General features: G+C 39.5%; 18 protein-coding genes and 1 tRNA gene. 9 read left to right on the forward strand and 10 right to left on the reverse strand.

The annotated features are described in order from the left end of the window. Positions 1 to 30: 30 nt before the first annotated feature. From ABS362_RS07440 to ABS362_RS07450, 3 genes are all read right to left on the reverse strand, one after another. On the reverse strand, positions 31 to 513 hold the full coding sequence (locus ABS362_RS07440) for a hypothetical protein (RefSeq protein WP_350411768.1): 483 nt from the start codon (positions 511 to 513) through the stop codon (positions 31 to 33). Between the two features lie 100 nt (positions 514 to 613). Continuing rightward, positions 614 to 1,429, reverse strand: a complete 816-nt coding sequence (locus ABS362_RS07445) for a (Fe-S)-binding protein (RefSeq protein WP_350411769.1) — start codon at positions 1,427 to 1,429, stop codon at positions 614 to 616. 97 nt (positions 1,430 to 1,526) lie between these two features. Continuing rightward, positions 1,527 to 2,900, reverse strand: a complete 1,374-nt coding sequence (locus ABS362_RS07450) for a 4Fe-4S dicluster domain-containing protein (RefSeq protein WP_350411770.1) — start codon at positions 2,898 to 2,900, stop codon at positions 1,527 to 1,529. A 168-nt stretch (positions 2,901 to 3,068) separates the two neighbouring features. On the opposite strand from ABS362_RS07450, the gene ABS362_RS07455 reads away from it, so the two are divergent. The 4 genes from ABS362_RS07455 to ABS362_RS07470 all read left to right on the forward strand — a co-directional run bounded on the left by ABS362_RS07455 (position 3,069) and on the right by ABS362_RS07470 (position 6,230). After that, a tRNA-Phe gene (locus ABS362_RS07455) sits at positions 3,069 to 3,141 on the forward strand. A gap of 488 nt (positions 3,142 to 3,629) precedes the next feature. Further along, positions 3,630 to 4,427 (forward strand): hypothetical protein, encoded by a 798-nt coding sequence (locus tag ABS362_RS07460; RefSeq protein ID WP_350411771.1) that lies wholly within the window; start codon positions 3,630 to 3,632, stop codon positions 4,425 to 4,427. Between the two features lie 77 nt (positions 4,428 to 4,504). Continuing rightward, positions 4,505 to 4,756 (forward strand): hypothetical protein, encoded by a 252-nt coding sequence (locus tag ABS362_RS07465; RefSeq protein ID WP_350411772.1) that lies wholly within the window; start codon positions 4,505 to 4,507, stop codon positions 4,754 to 4,756. 172 nt (positions 4,757 to 4,928) lie between these two features. Continuing rightward, positions 4,929 to 6,230, forward strand: coding sequence for a VapE domain-containing protein (locus ABS362_RS07470; RefSeq protein ID WP_350411773.1), 1,302 nt, complete (start codon positions 4,929 to 4,931; stop codon positions 6,228 to 6,230). 246 nt (positions 6,231 to 6,476) lie between these two features. Here the strand turns inward: ABS362_RS07470 and ABS362_RS07475 are convergent, their stop codons facing one another. Continuing rightward, positions 6,477 to 7,043, reverse strand: a complete 567-nt coding sequence (locus tag ABS362_RS07475) for a hypothetical protein (protein WP_350411774.1) — start codon at positions 7,041 to 7,043, stop codon at positions 6,477 to 6,479. 191 nt (positions 7,044 to 7,234) lie between these two features. Next, complete coding sequence (locus tag ABS362_RS07480; protein WP_350411775.1) at positions 7,235 to 7,951, reverse strand: hypothetical protein; 717 nt, start codon at positions 7,949 to 7,951, stop codon at positions 7,235 to 7,237. Positions 7,952 to 8,102: 151 nt separating this feature from the next. Between ABS362_RS07480 and ABS362_RS07485 the strand changes: the two genes are divergently transcribed. Both ABS362_RS07485 and ABS362_RS07490 read left to right on the forward strand, forming a co-directional pair. Next, positions 8,103 to 8,441 (forward strand): hypothetical protein, encoded by a 339-nt coding sequence (locus tag ABS362_RS07485; RefSeq protein ID WP_350411776.1) that lies wholly within the window; start codon positions 8,103 to 8,105, stop codon positions 8,439 to 8,441. A gap of 536 nt (positions 8,442 to 8,977) precedes the next feature. Next, positions 8,978 to 9,982: a DUF3871 family protein gene (locus ABS362_RS07490; RefSeq protein ID WP_350411777.1), complete on the forward strand. Its 1,005-nt coding sequence runs from the start codon at positions 8,978 to 8,980 to the stop codon at positions 9,980 to 9,982. Positions 9,983 to 10,186: 204 nt separating this feature from the next. Here ABS362_RS07490 and ABS362_RS07495 read toward each other — a convergent pair whose 3' ends face one another. From ABS362_RS07495 to ABS362_RS07515, 5 genes are all read right to left on the reverse strand, one after another. Then, complete coding sequence (locus ABS362_RS07495; protein WP_350411778.1) at positions 10,187 to 11,227, reverse strand: hypothetical protein; 1,041 nt, start codon at positions 11,225 to 11,227, stop codon at positions 10,187 to 10,189. A 92-nt stretch (positions 11,228 to 11,319) separates the two neighbouring features. Next, a complete protein-coding gene (locus tag ABS362_RS07500; protein ID WP_350411779.1) occupies positions 11,320 to 12,702 on the reverse strand; it encodes an LlaJI family restriction endonuclease in 1,383 nt (460 codons plus the stop codon). A 40-nt stretch (positions 12,703 to 12,742) separates the two neighbouring features. After that, positions 12,743 to 14,410 carry an AAA family ATPase gene (locus ABS362_RS07505; protein ID WP_350411781.1) on the reverse strand — a complete coding sequence of 556 codons (1,668 nt, stop codon included), beginning with the start codon at positions 14,408 to 14,410 and terminating at the stop codon, positions 12,743 to 12,745. A gap of 2 nt (positions 14,411 to 14,412) precedes the next feature. Next, entirely contained in the window at positions 14,413 to 15,540 is a 1,128-nt protein-coding gene (gene dcm, locus ABS362_RS07510) for a DNA (cytosine-5-)-methyltransferase (protein WP_350411782.1), read from the reverse strand. After that, positions 15,524 to 15,955 carry a very short patch repair endonuclease gene (locus tag ABS362_RS07515; RefSeq protein ID WP_350411783.1) on the reverse strand — a complete coding sequence of 144 codons (432 nt, stop codon included), beginning with the start codon at positions 15,953 to 15,955 and terminating at the stop codon, positions 15,524 to 15,526. Before ABS362_RS07515 ends, dcm begins: the two co-directional genes overlap by 17 nt. 64 nt (positions 15,956 to 16,019) lie before the next feature. On the opposite strand from ABS362_RS07515, the gene ABS362_RS07520 reads away from it, so the two are divergent. The 3 genes from ABS362_RS07520 to ABS362_RS07530 are packed head-to-tail and all read left to right on the forward strand — an operon-like array spanning position 16,020 to position 16,974. After that, positions 16,020 to 16,337 (forward strand): hypothetical protein, encoded by a 318-nt coding sequence (locus tag ABS362_RS07520; RefSeq protein ID WP_350411784.1) that lies wholly within the window; start codon positions 16,020 to 16,022, stop codon positions 16,335 to 16,337. Then, positions 16,334 to 16,558, forward strand: coding sequence for a hypothetical protein (locus tag ABS362_RS07525; protein WP_350411785.1), 225 nt, complete (start codon positions 16,334 to 16,336; stop codon positions 16,556 to 16,558). Before ABS362_RS07520 ends, ABS362_RS07525 begins: the two co-directional genes overlap by 4 nt. Positions 16,559 to 16,575: 17 nt before the next feature. Continuing rightward, positions 16,576 to 16,974 (forward strand): NUDIX hydrolase, encoded by a 399-nt coding sequence (locus ABS362_RS07530; protein WP_350411786.1) that lies wholly within the window; start codon positions 16,576 to 16,578, stop codon positions 16,972 to 16,974. Positions 16,975 to 17,204: the final 230 nt, after the last annotated feature.

The following is a 17,204-nucleotide window of genomic DNA, read 5'->3' on the forward strand; positions in this document are numbered from 1 at the left end:
ATGTATGTCTTATATGTATTAGGCAGATATCTAAAAGTAACGCGAAAGCCAGCTTTGTTGCGCCGGTCGGGGCCACGCAGCCTGCAGGTCGCCATAGTTAGTAACGAGCGTATCGAAATATAATGTATCTCTGCTGATATCGCCGGCTGCCACTTTATTTTTCAACTCACTCATGCTTACCAGCTCCACTTCCCCATCTCTCAGAAAAGCAAGTTGTGTTCTGTCGAAAAAAGAGATATTGAACTGTTGCTCCAGCTCCCGCACAAAATTAACCGACTTATCGATAGAGCAACCACTGGCTGCTGTAGCACTTTCGTTATTGGCAAGCACTAAAAACTGGTCGTGCAACAACTCTGCTGATGCATGTAAGTTGGTACCATGGCTGCTCCAGTCTTCGGCAAACTGTTCCAGCAAAGGTTTTAATGCTGCTTGTTCTGCCTCAGCTAAAGGTCTGCTTGCCTGGTAAATCCAGACACGCGCTTGCGGCGGCAGCTCATCAAACGGAATATACATAGTTAATGGTTGAATTGTTGGTTGTTAAATTGTTAGATCACAGCACGTATTTGTTACTAATACTGAAAACAACAATTAAGCAATTTAACAATGTAGCAATTTACTTATTAAGTCCCTCAGCCTGTGCAATTAACTCAGCGATGTCGAACACTTTTACGTTTTGTTCCTGCTCCTTGTTCTTCACCCCGTCGTTCATCATTACCATGCAAAACGGACATGCCGTAGCTATTACACCTTCTGCTCCTAAAGTGGCCAGGGCCTCTTCTGTTCTTTCGATATTGATCTCTTTACGGCCTGGCTCTGCTTCTTTAAACATCTGAGCACCACCGGCACCACAGCATAAACCATTGGCACGACTACGCTTCATTTCAACCAGGTCAGCATCTAACGCTGCCAGCACATCGCGCGGCGCTTCATAAATATCGTTGGCGCGGCCCAGGTAGCAAGAATCATGGTAGGTTATGCGCTTTCCTTTGAACTCGCCTCCACCCTGTATCTTTACTCTGCCCTCATTTATAAGCTGCTGCAGGAACGTCGAGTGGTGAATCACCTCATAGTTACCACCCAGGTCAGGGTACTCGTTTTTAATGGTGTTAAAGCAATGCGGACATGCTGTAACTATAGTTTTAATGTTATAGCCATTCAGTACTTCAATGTTGGTAAGCGCCTGCATCTGGAACAGGAACTCGTTACCGGCACGCTTGGCCGGGTCGCCGGTGCAGCTTTCTTCGGTACCCAACACGGCATATTTTACGCCCACGTGCTCCAGTATCTGTACAAACGCGCGGGTCACTCTCTTATAACGATCATCAAATGAGCCGGCGCAGCCAACCCAAAACAGGACTTCCGGTTCCTGACCATTTGCAGCCATTTCGGCCATGGTAGGTACTTTTATTAACTTCTTATTCTCTTCCATCTGAGTATTTGTAAACGATAAAGGACAATCTGACAAAGGAATTACTAATCAATTCCTGCACCAATGACTTATGTTCTTTATCCGAAAAATCTATAGTTTAATTTTTGCTTGGTAAGTATAGTTCGTCGGCCCAGTTGAAGCGGTCAGATGCCGGGAACGCCCAGGGTGCACCATTGTTCTCGATGTTTGTGAACATAGCGTTAAGCGATGCCGGCGCAGCAGACTCTTCCAGTACCAGGTAGCGACGCAGATCCATAATTGTAGAAAGCTGATCGATGTTTACCGGGCAGGACTCTACGCAGGCATTACAGGTAGTGCAAGCCCATAGTTCTTCCGGGGTAATGTAACCACGCAGCAACGTCTTTTCTTCAGTCGTCTCTACACGCTCCACGCCCATCTCTTTGTAATGGTTTGGTTTAAAGATAGCCGGATGCTCGCCTTTTTCCTCCATGCGGTCGCGGGTATCCATCACGATCTTACGTGGCGAAAGCAGCTTGCCTGTAATGTTAGCCGGACAAACCGAAGTACAACGCCCACACTCGGTACAGGTGTAAGCATCCATCATCTGTTTCCAGGTCAGGTCTTCTATATCTTTTGCCCCGAAGCGTTGTATAACCGGGTTTCCTTCTGCATCTACTTCAGGCGCCGGTGGTTGGTAGCTTGGGTCCAGCATCGCTTTGATCTCATGCGTAATAGCTGGGTTAGTTGTCATTTTGCCCTTTGGTACCAGTTTAGAGAAGTACACGTTCGGGAAAGCCATGATGATGTGGAAGTGCTTTGAGCTTGGCAGGTAGTTCATAAACGCCAGGATACCGATGATATGGATCCACCAACCAACTGCAGCTATAGTTGCCAGCGTTCCGGCATCAGAGCCGAAGGCATTTACAAACAGTTGGCTCACCGGGAAAGCGCCTGCCAGTTCCTGGCCGTTTAATTCAGCTAATTTCAGGTCGGCAATGTTAAAGGCGAAAAGGGCAAACATCAGTATGATCTCGATCATCAAAATAATGTTGGCATCCATTTTAGGCCATGCACGCATCTCTACACCGGTTGCCAGGCGAGGCACTTTTGTAACGTTACGGCGCCATAAGAACATAACGCAGGCAATAATTACCAGTGCAGCCAACACCTCGTTTACAGCCATCAGGCCATCGTAAAACGGCCCCAGGAAACCAAGCACACGGTGCGTACCAAAAATACCGTCTATCAGGATCTCCAGTACCTCTATGTTGATCACCAGGAATCCTACATACACAAACAGGTGCAGCACAGCCGGCAACATGCGCTTAAACATTTTCTGCTGCCCGAAAGCAACCAGCAATGTTTTATTAATTCGCTCCGATGGGTTGTCCTCTAAAACAAGGTCGCGGCCCATAAGCACGTTTTTACGAATTTTGCGGATCTGCCACACAAACAGGCCTATGCCTATGGCTGCCACAATCAGGAAGATAATATTTGAAATTCCTATCACGGTAAATTATTCGTTATACATACCAATTTGTAGATAAAGATAGTAGAATTATAAGAACAAACGCATACTAAGGCCTTTTTTAAAAAAATTTTAGCCGGAATGTTTGCTACTTAAAAGTTAGTTGCTACTTTTGCATACCCTTACGGAAAAGGGTGACACAACAGAGCTGGTGATGTAGCTCAGTTGGTAGAGCAAAGGACTGAAAATCCTTGTGTCGTTGGTTCGATTCCAATCATCACCACAACGAAACCCTTGTCAGAAATGGCAAGGGTTTTTTGTTTTTAAGCTTTCCTACAGCACTGTGAGCCTTTTTAAGCGTTCATCTTATCACTTAAGACGTTTGGCAAGACGTTATAAAGTTAGTAGACATTTACTCAATTAACCTCCCTTTCGTTACCTATTAACTCATCCGCTGTCTCATTTGCTGTCTCACTTTTACTTTCGTTTAAAGAGAAAAGCATGGTTGCATATCTAATTACAATCAATCAAAGATTTAAGTCTGAAGCTTTCATCTGCAATCACATAGAGAATAAACCTTTAATGCTGCAGCACATTGAACAACTCATATGAAAGATTTAAATGTTTATTAAATTTATAAGCTATAGACACTAACTAGTAGCTTCTATACTAACCCAACTTTCTGAATAAGAACTTGACAGAAACGTAATAGCATTCGCTACTACAGATTGAGCTTATTAATTTAACACACTGAAAGAGTCTTTCTTAGCCATGAACCCACTTACTCAAATAAATCACTTCCTTTCTCCAGAAGGATTAGCTGAATTAAGATCAAAGTTTACCCCACCACCAAGCGCCTTTGATATTAAATATGATTCTCTATCTGATAGCCTAAGTTTTCTTCATATTGATGATCAATCTGGAAAGGAACAGATGGGCAGCCTCTCTTTTACAACTGTTGTAAGTAGAGAGCTTAGAAAGCTATTAAAAAACATAAACATTGAATTAGATGAGAAGACTTTTTCAATCAATAATGATCAGGAAAGAGAAAACTTCAGTAAGTATGCTTTGCAGCGCATAAATGATATTTTTCAGAGATGGTCTAGTTCTGATTTCGCACGATCATATCCAGAAACGATAGTAATTCTTACTGATTTTAAAGAATGCCTAGAAACCAATCTTTCATATTATAAGACAGAAGAGCTTACACCTAAATCTCCAGAGCAGACATTAAACCTCCCTAATAACTTTAACCTGCCAAAGCTCAATCTTAAAGCAGAGCGACTTAATCTCAGACAATCTGCCTTGCTGTTTGATTATCTCTTAAAACACAAAGCTATACTTAATTATAATGACAGTAGCTTAGCTGAAATTGTCTCTACACTAACAGGGCATTCTAAACAAAATCTTAGAGCTGCAGGCTTTGGACTTATTAAAAACATAAAGAGAGGATGGAATAAAGATGGAGAGCCAATCAATGACCGTAATAAAGACCTTAATGAGCTAAAAGATTTATTACTGTCAATTATTAAAGAAATAGACGAGGAGGCACTAAAGAATATAAAGTAAAGTTGTAACCCCTCTGTAGCCCCTTACACTAAATCCTTCTTCTGACATTTGTGATATCCTTCCAGCAGTGAGTGCCTATGCAGGAAGGGGCAGGCACCATTATTAAATTAAAATATAAAAAAATGTCAAAAGATAGAATTTCAACGCTGGACTTGCTTATGCAAGCACAAGCTATCATTGAGGATGTTGAGCATCAATTAAAAAGGCTTTTAGTTAAATCTGAGAGCAAAAGTCAATTCAAGCTAGATATAACAGTATCTCTAGATGAAGATCTAATTCAACTGAGTCGTAAGTTTTCATCTGACTCTTCAACAGATACTGAGTTATAATAAAACGACTTCTTAACATTTAGAATTAGCTACTCCTGCATAAACCGTGTATTACCAGTACAGCAGAGCAGGAGGGCTATTTCGACCATTCATCATTCCTAAGCTCTGAATAAGAGCAGTATCAATAATTATTTCCTAAAACTGATTTTATAACATTTTAAAAGGAACAGTCATGAATGATCAAACAGATGACAACAACGATATAGCACAACGATATCCATCAATAGAAGTGAATGGATTAGAGATAACTGATTATTATTATAATGGTGACGATGAAGAAGACTCTAGCAGTGAAATACATTCAATTGAGCAATTCTTGAGCAGAAATCATGAGTTCAGACAAAATATGGTCACAGGCAAATTAGAGTTTAGAAAGAAGGGGGCTAACACAAAATTTCAACCTTTGACAGATCGTGATGAAAACACCTTCTGGAGAAGAATGCAAAAGGATAAGACCCTTAAGGATGCTAAAGTCACCTCCTTCAGTCTTTCCTATCTGCGAGGGATACTCTATTCTGACTTCAGCAAAATATATGATCCTCTTAAAGAATATGTAGAGAGTTTAATTCCCTGGGATCAGTCAACTGATTATATAGCACAGCTTGCTCAGACTGTAAAGACAGATAATGATGAGTTGTTTGTGCGACTGCTTAGAAAATGGTTGGTAGCTTCAGTAGCCTCACTAGTTAATCCTGAGATAGTAAACCAAACTGCCTTGGTTTTCTCTGGCAAACAGGGAATAGGCAAAACCAGTTGGATCTTAAGGCTTGCGCCACAGCAATTAAAAGACTATGTGTTTTCTGGCACTATAAATCCTAATAATAAGGACACACTGATTTACCTGTCGAGTTGTTTCCTCATAAATCTGGATGAACTTGAAAACCTGAATAATTCAGAAGTGGGGGCGTTGAAAGAAGTAATCACCAAGCCGCAAATCAAAATGAGGCGCACATATGCACGAAACGCAGAGGACTTGCCTCGTAGAGCTTCGTTTGCAGGCTCTGTAAACTCAAGTCAGTTCCTAAACGACACAACTGGCTCCCGCAGGTTTTTATGCTTTGAGGTCTTTGAGCTGGATTACAACCATACGATTGATATGGATAAGGTATATGCCCAGGCTTATGCTTTATATATGCAGGGATATCAACATTGGCTAAGCTTAGAAGATATTGCTGAATTGGAAGCAAGTAACAGAAAGTTTCAGAAGCTGACTACAGAAGAAGAGTTGATAACAGAGATGTTCCTGCCTGCTAAAGAGGGAGACAGGGGGTGTCTGTTATACAGCGCAACCCAGATAGCAGAATATTTTGCTTCTAATATTAATGGTTATACCATAAATGAGGCAACTACTCAACGAATAGGCAGAACGCTCAAGAAGTTAGGATACCAGACTTACAAAAAAGGTGGAGCTCAGAAGTATGCCCTAAAGCTAAAAAGTACTGATACTACTAATCACGCAGACTCAATAGGGTAGGCAAGGCAGGGTTATAACGTATAATTCATGAAGACACTAGAGCTCTCTCTGGGAGTTCTAGTGTTACTATTTCAATTTTTATAAAACAGGTTACCCTCCCCACCCTATGCAAACTAAACTCGAATATGTTTTTAGAAAAATGAAAAACAACAGGCTGTTTCCCCTGATTATTCAGGAGATTGAGGTTGTTTAAGAATAGTAGACATATCTATTAATATAGCTTAAAATAAAAGAAGCAAGTAGACTTCACGAGTCAATTAACTCTTCATACTTAGCTCCATTACATCTGAAACATATGCCTGACTGCACATGGCTGAACTCTGGAAAGACACCAGCACCATAGCACCTCGTGCAGTTCGTATACTCTCCTATCACATTTCCATTTCTATCAAGTACAGGCACCTTGCCATTTTTATGCAGTTCTTCATGGCAATACCAGCAAAGCGTAGTTAATGCCCCATCTGGGTACTCCCAGGGCAATGCACCTACTTTATAATACCTATGGTGCACCTCCAGCCCTTTAATTCGCTTCCATGCATTGTGTATTCTATGCTTGTAAGAGTTGAAGGCTTCTGTAAATATCTCATGCTCTTTCCCATACTGTTCCTTTAAAAACATGATATCGAAGTCCTCTTCTGTGTTAGCTTTACGTGCTATAATAGTTGCAAAATCTTCTCCATCTCTACTTCCCTTGGGCATTATAAGAACCATAAGCCCCCTCTTTAATGCCCCTGTTTCCTCTATAGGAACAAATGCTTTATAAACCTCATCATTCAGGAACGTTACCATGATTACCATCGTCCAGTCTGCCATCTTCTGTATACGTACTACCTTACTGAGAATAGCATTTTTGAACAAGTTGTCATTATTACAGCTAGTACAGGAGCTCCTATCCCTTGCAATGATAGCCTCTCGTTTCTCTTTCCACTTACAGTCTGTTAGTAATTCAGCATATGCTGTCATCTTTCCTCTTTAAACGCTACAGGTGTGTATAAAAAATTAAATCATTTGACAATAAGCTCCTCATATCGTGCTCCATCACATTCAAAACATATCCCTCCTTGAATGTGACTAAACTCTGGGAAGTACCCTACTCCATTACATCTGGAGCAATTTGTGTATTCACCAGTTACATTATCATATTTGTCTAATACAGGCACTTTTCCATTCTTGTGTAAATTGTCATGGCAGCACCAGCACAAAGTAGTGAGCGCATCATCTGGATATTCCCAAGGCTTCAAATCAACTTTATAATATTTATGATGGACTTCTAAACCTCCAACTATATCCCACGAATCAAAGACCCATTTTCTGTATTCATTGAATGCAGCCATATACCTAATATCCCCTTCTCCAAGTTCTCTCTTTAATCGTTTAATATCCCAATCTCTTTGTGAGGCTTTCTTTAAAGCTACAGTAAAGTTCCTAATCTTCCCATCATTGCTTCTTCTTCCATTTACCAGTAAAGGACTGCAGAATCTCAAATCTTCTAAGTATTGCTTGGGCATATATACATCTCCAACTTTCCCAGAGTAGTAGTCTTGGACAGTAACCCAAAGACAGTCCTTTAACAGATTAATACTAGCAGTAAAGACAAAAGTGGAGTACTTGAAGGGTATCTTGTTGCTACAGGCTGTGCAGGTTTGGTTGTCTCTTTTGATGATAGATTTACGTTTCTGCTTCCACTCAGGAGCCTGAAGAAGCAATGCATATGCTGTCATAAGCGTTTAAAAAGGCTGCTGTAATATAGCTTTTTTTTATATTTTTTTGCCTCCCTCCCTTCGCCACATAACATATTAGACTGCCCCTGCCCTTACCCCTGCGTCTGGCATGGTGCCTTTCGTTTGTTCAACTTATAAATCTTTAATCATTATGGTAACAATTGTAGACTGGAAGACAAGAAATACTGAGGATGGCAGGGAGTATAATGCCTTGGTTCTTCAGGGAGACCTGGAGCTAGTTCAATCCAAAGAAACAGGAAGGTTTTATGCCACTGCTAAGAAATGCTCGATCTCCTGCACGTTCAATGAGGTCATCTGCGCTTCTCTGATAGGCAGGACATTGCCTGGTACTATCGAGAAAATGGATTGTGATCCTTATGAGTACACCATTCCTGATAGTGGAGAGGTTATTATTCTCAACTACACTTATTACTATGTTCCAGCACCAAAGACAATGGAACAGGAAGTATTCAATATGAAGGCTGCCTAGTCTTCAGAAGGGAGTAGCACATCTTGTGTTGCTCTCTTTCTCTTTAAACGTCACTGCAACAACAATCATGATTACCAACTTTCTACTAAACCCAGAGCCCAGCAGGTTTTCTGATGATTGCCTGTTTCTTTCTCAGTCCAGGCTGCAGAGAGTCAAGTGCCCCTTTCATGTCGAATGTATCAGCTCTATCAGAAATATTAAAATTGGAGAGCGAAGGCAGGTAGATAAAGTATTAAGCTGGGGAACAGGTACGCTGCTATACTTTATTGAAGGCAAACTTTATCCCCACCACTCATTTAGATACCATCCACCTTTACATTTTATACTAACTAGGATAGGTTGAATAACAACAGGAGTTATGCTGAATTTCTTAGGCATTGTTCTGTGAGATAGTTTCTCCTGCTAACTAAAAAACTACTGAAAGAACGTAGCCACGACCATTCGCTGCAGCAAGATGGGAAGGGGTAGCAGTCATACAAGGCTTCTATCCCTCAGCAGCACTACAATTATTTTAATCAACCACAAACTTAATGATTATGAGACAGTCACTTATCAGGGTTACACCCCATTCAGAGCCCAGGCTTACAGTAACCAGCAACAACGAGACAGAAGCAACCACTTCTGTCTCTTCTGCTTTTATAGAGGCTAACACTATACCAGTTGTTTTGTCTGAGCTACAACAGGAGCACATTATCCCTGTTTATGTGAAAGACAACGAGCCACTGATCAGTCAGGCAGATTTCATTCGCACAACTCAGGAAGCAGCCTCTACTATCTTTAGTGGAGAGCAGATCCAAGCTCCTCTGATCAGATGCAGCCACCCTATCAAGGGTAGAATACCAGAGGCGAAGGACAAGCCTGCAAACCAGCTGCTGGATTGGGAGAAAACCTTATACTATGAGCGCATGATGTTTCTCCTGGAGATTCCCTCGATCACTAACACCATTGATGGCAACCAGCTTACCTTAACAATTGGAGGCGTGAAGGCTTACAACCTTGACAACCTCTACAATAAAAAAGGGGCTGCTGAGCATTTCAAAGTTTTCATTGGCTTTAACAACATGGTATGCACCAACCTATGCGTTAGAACAGATGGTTATTTAGCTGATCTTAAAGTAAACCATGTGGATCAGCTTTATACAGGCATTCATCAGCTTTTGAACTCGTACGATCAGCACCAGCACCTAACACAGATGCAAGCTTTGACAGAGCGCACTATTACAGAACAGCAGTTCGCCCAGCTGCTGGGGCGTTGCAGGATGTACCAGCACCTTCCTACTGAGGAGAAGAAACAGATCCCCGCTTTATTATATGGAGACTCTCAACTGACTGCTGTCTGTAAAGACTATTACAGAGACCCCAACTTCTGTAAACAGGAAGATGGCAACATCAGTTTGTGGAAGTTTTATAACCTTTTAACTGGAGCAAACAAGTCAACTTACATCGACCAGTACCTTGATCGTTCTGTTAATGCAATGAGCTTTGCTTCTCAGATACAAGACGCACTGCGAGGCAAATCCATGAGCTGGTACATTAACTGATTATTCTGAAATTTTTTATCGTTGTTACGTGAGATGGTTACGCCTTAAAATCAAACCACTGAAAGGACGTAGTGAAGTCTACTAGGTAGATGTCTGATTTGGGTAGATTTAGTTCTACCCAATTTTCTTAAAGTTTTAAATTAAGTATTACAATAACTAGAGAAGCAGATATACAAACCATAGTTCTACTTTCAGTTATTAGATTTAATATTTAGAAGGAAAGTCAATAAACTTTTCTTTAGGTGCCACTAAAGTAGGATGTTCACTACTTTTAGTTGACATACCCATTCCTCCATTAATTGTTCCATATCCCTCAACAGCTTTCTCAAAACCTTTAAGTCTCACATATTTCCAACCCTGATAAATTCTCTCTCTCTGATTATTAACATGCTTAACTATATAAAAATATGGTATTTGGGTTACCTTCTCCATCGTGAGCATATTACTTAAGCGATGTACATCCATTCCAAATCCAATAGGTTCTCTTTTCGACAGATCCTTTTCTTTTACTTCTATAAAGTTATATCTATCAAACCTGAAAGTAATTAAATCAATATCAGCAGGCATACCTTTATAAACTTTCCCTCCTATTATACCATCATAAATATATCTCTCTGCCACTAGGGATTGAAGTTCAGTTATGCTGTATTGTTTTAGCAGTTCTTGGGCTTTATTTATTTCCTGTTTTTTACTTTCTATACTATATTCAGCTTTATAAATGTCTCTTCTTCTAGTAAAGCTCCTCATAAGTTCTCTTTGAGTTGTGAACTGTAATTTTGTGAAACTGCCATCAATAAAGCTGAGACATTCTGTGTTAGGTACTAAAAGACTTTCTCCTTTTATTAACTCGTCACTCAAACTCCAAGTCTCTAAACTTAAAGAATAAGTCACAAAGAACATTTGCAGGAAATCCAGTTTACTCAGGTTTTCATAAACTGGTATGTATTTATCAGGAGCATCGCTACTAACAGTGAAATATACTGAGTTCTGATGAGGCAAGCTATCAGTTTTGGTTGGCAGCATAAAGCCACCATCTAAGAGTTGTCTATCTTTATCCTTTTGTAATACTTGCTTAATATCAAGTTCAGCTCTAAAGCCTAGCAACCTTTTTTCTAACGCATTAGCAGCGTCTGAAGCCTTAATGTCATCCTTGGGGTTAGAACAGTAGATATTATTATAAACTAATGTAGTAAGGGTAGAGATAAGCTGAACTTTAAATTTGTTTTCTTCCTGTGAATTAAGCATTGCAGCATTTTATAACTAATTATTTAAATATAGTTAGAAATTTATACTATTACTAGCTTTCCAGAACAGTGATTAAAACAAACTTACTTGATTTATACTAAGGCCACAGAAATAACATCATCAATTTCTTGGTCTGAATAAGGTTTATTCAAAACGAACCGATTCATAAGCATTATAGGGTTTAGTCTAAACAGATTGATTCGTGATGCCAGTTGGAAGTCCTTTAATGATACATTTCCAATGTACTGATAATGTTCACACTCTAGCGAAGGGAGCAGGAACATACTTCTAAACCTTTCTATAGTAATACCTTGGCCTACTCTGCTTTGAACATACTCATGCAAATCTGCTTTATCCCTCAGAACAAGCTCATAGAACTGTTGTTTAATTATGTCATATGTGTCCATTCCACCATGGACTCTAAATTCTGAAGAGTAGTCAAAATTTAGGAAGTAATATTTTGCATCAAGAATCAGGAACTGACGAGAAACAGGATGAAAGATTGTTATATCTGGTCTTATTGTATATGATGCTTGTGATGTTCTACCCTCAGAGTCTTCCCAAAGTGGTTTAGGTATAAATCTCTTGTAGTCTTCATACTGGTTCCTAAATAAGAACCCACACATCTTCTCCCAAACAATGTGAAATTCTGTAGTACCATAAAGAGAAACTTGTTTGGTATCATAAGTATCTGATTCTTCATCTATCAGAAGGAACAATAAGTACTTCAGTAACCTTATATCTCTGTCGCGAAAGCTCCTTTGAAGTTCAACAGCAATGGCATGCTTTAGAAACTCGATATCAAAATAATCTGTTGCTCGAGCTGATAAAACATCTGCACCATAACTGTACTCTTCTTCTCCTATAGGATATGGGAACCCTAATAATTCTCCATACTTCTCCCAAAGCACTGTAATGGCCCACTGATGATAGCTTGTAATCAAATCCCCAGTATTGATTGAGTTCCTCCTGTTAAACTCAAGATAGGTAATATTATTCCCAGATTTGTAAGGATGATAATTATCTATTGTGCTATCCCATAGGATCTCTCCATCACCTGCCTGATCTATTGTGTTTTCTTGTCTATTCCAATACCCATAGGATAGAAAGTCCTCTATAAGGTAAAGAGCTGCACCTGCTTCACTTATTTCTTCTTCAAAATCAGAACTATAAACTCCAAGCAAGCTTAGATCTGAATACCTATGTTTCTGACACTTAAGTAAAGTCTGCATCAGGAGCATCCTATGCTCTATATACTCTTGATTGACTAAATCAAGATAATATTTTGGAAGAATCACTAGTAAATGTCTCTTCCAAAAGATAAAACCTACGAATCTGAATGATAGCTGTTCTCCTTTCAGGTATTCAGTTACATCACGCAATACTGAGTCTACCTCTGCGAACGAAGCCTGTAGCACTTCACAAATGTACTCTATCCTGTACTTCTTGCCTTCCAGCAGACTTACTGTATTCATTATCCGACAGAGTTATGAAGGAGCTTAATTATATTTTTATTTAGATCTGTTGATCCTCATTTAGAATTGCTTGCGCTTCTGTATCTGTTCCAGTATCATTTATTACAGCATCATGAATGCTAAATGTAAAGGTGTCTAAAGGAAAAGACTTGAAACGCTGGATGAGTTTGGAAAGGTTATAACTGCCATCTATATCATTAAAAAGGACGCTTGGTTTATGCCTTACCACATCTTCTCTTAAGTATAGCAACAGATTTGATATAACAGCATCAGTATCAGAAAGCACACTGCGTGATATGAAGAATGGACCTAATAGTTTATCTTCTGATACTTTCTCACTTGCAAGTTTTGTATTGATAATTTCACGTAATAGAGCCCAACTAAATTCAACCCCAGATATGTTAAAAGACCAATCAGAAATAACGCCAGCATTACGATTTAAAGGTAAATATTTAAACACCCACCTTCTTTTGAATGCACTGTCAAGCGGTAAAACACCCTGATCAGCACTATTCATGGTCGCCCATAAATATAAGTTGGAAGGTAAGCTGACAGTTTCAGAACAGAATCCTTCCACTTCATCCTGAATATACTTCATCGCCTCCTTGGAAAGACCTACAGAGTAACAACTCCTGCCATTATCTCTGTCTAATAGCTGGAATACTTCACCAAAAACAGCTGCAGCATTTGCTCTATTTACTTCTTCTATTTGCAAAAGGACAGGCTCTGAAGGACTCTTTAAAGCCTTTACAAGCTGAGTTAGGAAAGGCCCTGGCACGAACTTATAATCTATAATTGGTTCTCTCCTTGTTTCACCAGTATGCTCCCTCCTTTCATAGTCATAATAAACTGAATTATCTGCAGATGGCACTGTTTTATAAACAGGTACTGGTTTATAAGTACCTACAAATTTACTATAAGAATAGTCTGGATAGAATGTGACTCTTAGCCTATTGTCTTCAGCAAATAATGCATTGGCTTTCGCATCCAAATAATTACTCTTACCTGTTCCTGGAGCTCCATAAACAATCCAATTGTGAGGCAAGTTAAGTTGAGTGTTTACCACTATTTGCTGAGTACTTTGAGATACAGCCCTATCTGCTATAGGTATAATCGCTTCTAAAAGCGCAGGATTACTAGCATACATTAGCGCTATACCTGCAACTAAAGAGTGAGTGTCATGTACTAGCTTAGGTATAGTTAACAATGGAGTATAAGCATAGTCTCCTCTATCAAGACCTTTACTGCCAACCCACCAATTATAATTAGTAACGAATTGCTTGTAGTACATTCTGTCGCTCTCAAGTGAGAAGTAAGAATCAATAGCACTAGCATCATCAGCACTAATTCTTTCTGGTGAACCAGCGTTCTTAAGCCTAACGTAGATAGGTTGTAATTCCTTAGCAGTCCCACGTGGTGCTTGGCTTGAAAAGATTCTTGCAGTGTGTCTTTTATACTCTTTAAGCTCTTGAAGAAAATCAACTAAGTGAATTCCTAAAACAAACCATTGATTAGGTCCATATATTCTAAGCCCATCACTTTTTGTTATTATGAATGTGTGCTTGTAAAATGTAACTTGGCTATCCTCTAGAGTCTGCTCAAATATATGCTTAAAGTCATCCGATAACTCTAGTTCATTACTATAGTCATTGTGCTCAAATTTTGCTTTAGCTTCATTAGCTAGTTCATTCAGGCTTCTTAAGGGCATATTTATAGTAGCTGTTTTTTAATTTCTTTGGCTAGGGTGCTAACTACTGGCACTGAAACACTATTACCAAACTGTTTATAAGCCTGACCATCAGATACAGGAATTTTAAAGCGTTCTTCCTCAGGCAAATGGTCATATGCAGGATAGCCCTGAAGTCTTGCAGCTTCTGATGGAGTTAGCTTGCGTGGTCTATTATCATCCTGATGGATCATAATCTCACTCCCATCTTTATAATATCTGGCTGATATAGTACTGGTATAAGGAGAGTCGTACTTGAACAGGGAAAATCCAAAGCCATTCCCCTTCTGCTTATGCATTTCTCTTCTTCTCAGATGCCCTTCATGAAGCTTTTGGGAAATAGTATACTTTGGATCCACTTCTTCTTCAAGTATTTGTCCTAGATAAGTTCTCTTAGCAAGTTCAGAGATTTTACTTGCATCATAAATCACCTGATCATTTTCATCTAACCCATAAGGGAAGCTAAACTTCGCAGGGGCATCTGGAGTATCGAGCCAAGCAATAATAAAAAGCCTTTCACGATTCTGCGGCACACCAAAGTTTTTACTATTCAGGACTTCATAACTATACTTATAGCCTATGTTTTCCAGAGTCTCAAGGATTGTCTTCAATGTTCTGCCTTTATCATGCCCTTTAAGTCCTTTGACATTTTCCAGCAATAATACCTTAGGTGCTCTTCTAGAAGGATCCTGCTTGCTTAACTGTACCTTGTGGTCTACTATCTCAGCTATATTAAAGAACAAAGTACCTCTGGTATCCTCAAAACCCTTTTTGTGACCTGCATTAGAAAAAGGTTGACATGGGAAACCAGCACACAGTACATCAAAATCAGGTACCATCTCCAGATTCTCGCTTACCTGTGTCACGTCGCCAATAAACCTCCCACTGCTGAATAGATCAGGACTTATGTGCTTGTAATTGGTTTCATAGGTTACTCTGGCAAACTTATCCCACTCTGCAGCAAATACACAATCCCCACCAGCTCTATGCATAGCAATATGAAAACCACCTATCCCTGCAAACAGATCTATGAATTTAAACTCAGGCTCCTTTGCTTCTACTAATGTCTGCTCCTGAAAATCTAATATTACTTGTTTATCTTTTGTACTCATTATTTTTAAGATATTCTTCTACGTTACTGAGAGTCTGTTCACGCTTATCCTTTTTAAGCTCACACTCCCAAATCACAAACACATTCCAACCAAGCTGACTAAGCTGCTCTTTAACTAAGCTGTCTCTAACCCTATTCTTCTCTAATTTATTACTCCAGAACTCCACTCTGGATTTAGGCATTTTAAAATACTTGCACCCTTCATGGCAATGCCAAAAGCAACCATTGATAAAGAGAGCGGTTTTGTATTTAGGGAAAACCAGATCAGGTTTACCAGGCAGGCCTTTATGATGCAATTTATATCTAAATCCCTTGCTGAACAAGTATCTCCTCACAAGCATTTCAGGCTTTGTATCTGCCCCCATGATCCTGGACATGTTGTAGCTTCTGGTCTCTTTGGAATGCACATCGCTCATATAAATCTGTCTTTTTATTTTGTACCTTTAATCACTTGTAACCCCTCAAGTATTTTAAATCTTTATGATGTACGAGATTAATACACCTCATGAAAGTGACTTACCCCTCATTATTGAGTTAGGTCTAAATGAATTTGTATGTGAAACTAATGTTGAAACCTATATTGGCAGCGTTGATACAATCGAGTTTTCTATTGAAGTTTTTGTGACTTGTGCCCCTGCTCAGTTCTGGAGATTTGTTATTGTATGCAAATCAAATAATAATAGAACAGTCATAGAAACAGGTTCTGGTCGCTTTTCTGAGTATTGGAATGTAGCTAAATTAATAGGGCAGAATCTAGTGTCAGTTACAAGCTGGGAGAAGGTTAAAAATAGCCTATGATGAGCATGATACATGAATACAAAGTAGAAATCATCAGAGAACCAGGACCTAACCCTCTGACTGGTGAGACCCTGCCCTTTGAGTATGAGAAATTGACAATTGAAGCTACTTCTGTAAGAAGTGCCTATGTGATAGCCTGTGCTACCTTTAAATTGACAGTAAGGGGCCAGCAGCTTAGGTTCTTCATAAATGGAGAAGAATATTTTGATGAAAGTCACTAACCCCAAGCCCAAGAAGCGTGAAAGTTATAGATAAACTGGCTTGGCTGGAGATACAGAATAAGAAAGTGCTTAGCACCAGAAGCAAGGGGAGAACCAAGTACTATATACCTGGTGGAAAGCGTGAAGCTGGAGAGAGTGATAAGGAAGCTCTTATCAGAGAGATCAGAGAAGAGCTGAGCGTAGAACTGCTTGAAGACACAGTAAGGTTTGTAGGTGTATTTCAGGCACAGGCAGACAGTCATGCAGAAGGCATTGAGGTGAAGATGACCTGCTATACAGGTGATTTCAAAGGCATTATCAGTCCTGCAGCAGAGATAGAAGAAGTAATCTGGCTGACCTACAAGAGCAGGGAGCTTAGTTCACCTGTAGACCAACTTATCTTTGACTGGTTAAAGGAAAGGAATCTGATACACTGATTTTATTAGTGATGGAATTTAAAGACTTTAATTATTCCATTACTTTGTTTGAAAGTGGAGAAATGGGGCTGGTGATAGATGAAACCTTAAGTACTACCATAAAATCCAAACTAGTTACAGGTATTAAGTGAATTCAGGTCTGTCGAGTATTTAAAGGGACACTACAATACCCTAACTTCTGTAAATACGATGGCACTAAAGGACAACATTGCAACCATAAAAAAGGCTTT

Source organism: Pontibacter populi, from assembly GCF_040278685.1.
In the GTDB taxonomy this organism is placed as follows: domain Bacteria; phylum Bacteroidota; class Bacteroidia; order Cytophagales; family Hymenobacteraceae; genus Pontibacter; species Pontibacter populi.

Coding starts and splice junctions, on each gene's coding strand:
- ABS362_RS07440 (WP_350411768.1), bottom strand. CDS start 513: ATGTATATTCCGTTTGATGAGCTGCCGCCGCAAGCGCGTGTCTGGATT.
- ABS362_RS07480 (WP_350411775.1), bottom strand. CDS start 7,951: ATGACAGCATATGCATTGCTTCTTCAGGCTCCTGAGTGGAAGCAGAAA.
- ABS362_RS07495 (WP_350411778.1), bottom strand. CDS start 11,227: ATGCTTAATTCACAGGAAGAAAACAAATTTAAAGTTCAGCTTATCTCT.
- ABS362_RS07525 (WP_350411785.1), top strand. CDS start 16,334: ATGATGAGCATGATACATGAATACAAAGTAGAAATCATCAGAGAACCA.
- ABS362_RS07465 (WP_350411772.1), top strand. CDS start 4,505: ATGCAGGAAGGGGCAGGCACCATTATTAAATTAAAATATAAAAAAATG.
- ABS362_RS07445 (WP_350411769.1), bottom strand. CDS start 1,429: ATGGAAGAGAATAAGAAGTTAATAAAAGTACCTACCATGGCCGAAATG.
- ABS362_RS07520 (WP_350411784.1), top strand. CDS start 16,020: ATGATGTACGAGATTAATACACCTCATGAAAGTGACTTACCCCTCATT.
- ABS362_RS07505 (WP_350411781.1), bottom strand. CDS start 14,410: ATGCCCTTAAGAAGCCTGAATGAACTAGCTAATGAAGCTAAAGCAAAA.
- ABS362_RS07460 (WP_350411771.1), top strand. CDS start 3,630: ATGAACCCACTTACTCAAATAAATCACTTCCTTTCTCCAGAAGGATTA.
- ABS362_RS07475 (WP_350411774.1), bottom strand. CDS start 7,043: ATGGCAGACTGGACGATGGTAATCATGGTAACGTTCCTGAATGATGAG.
- ABS362_RS07490 (WP_350411777.1), top strand. CDS start 8,978: ATGAGACAGTCACTTATCAGGGTTACACCCCATTCAGAGCCCAGGCTT.
- ABS362_RS07515 (WP_350411783.1), bottom strand. CDS start 15,955: ATGAGCGATGTGCATTCCAAAGAGACCAGAAGCTACAACATGTCCAGG.
- ABS362_RS07500 (WP_350411779.1), bottom strand. CDS start 12,702: ATGAATACAGTAAGTCTGCTGGAAGGCAAGAAGTACAGGATAGAGTAC.
- ABS362_RS07470 (WP_350411773.1), top strand. CDS start 4,929: ATGAATGATCAAACAGATGACAACAACGATATAGCACAACGATATCCA.
- dcm (WP_350411782.1), bottom strand. CDS start 15,540: ATGAGTACAAAAGATAAACAAGTAATATTAGATTTTCAGGAGCAGACA.
- ABS362_RS07485 (WP_350411776.1), top strand. CDS start 8,103: ATGGTAACAATTGTAGACTGGAAGACAAGAAATACTGAGGATGGCAGG.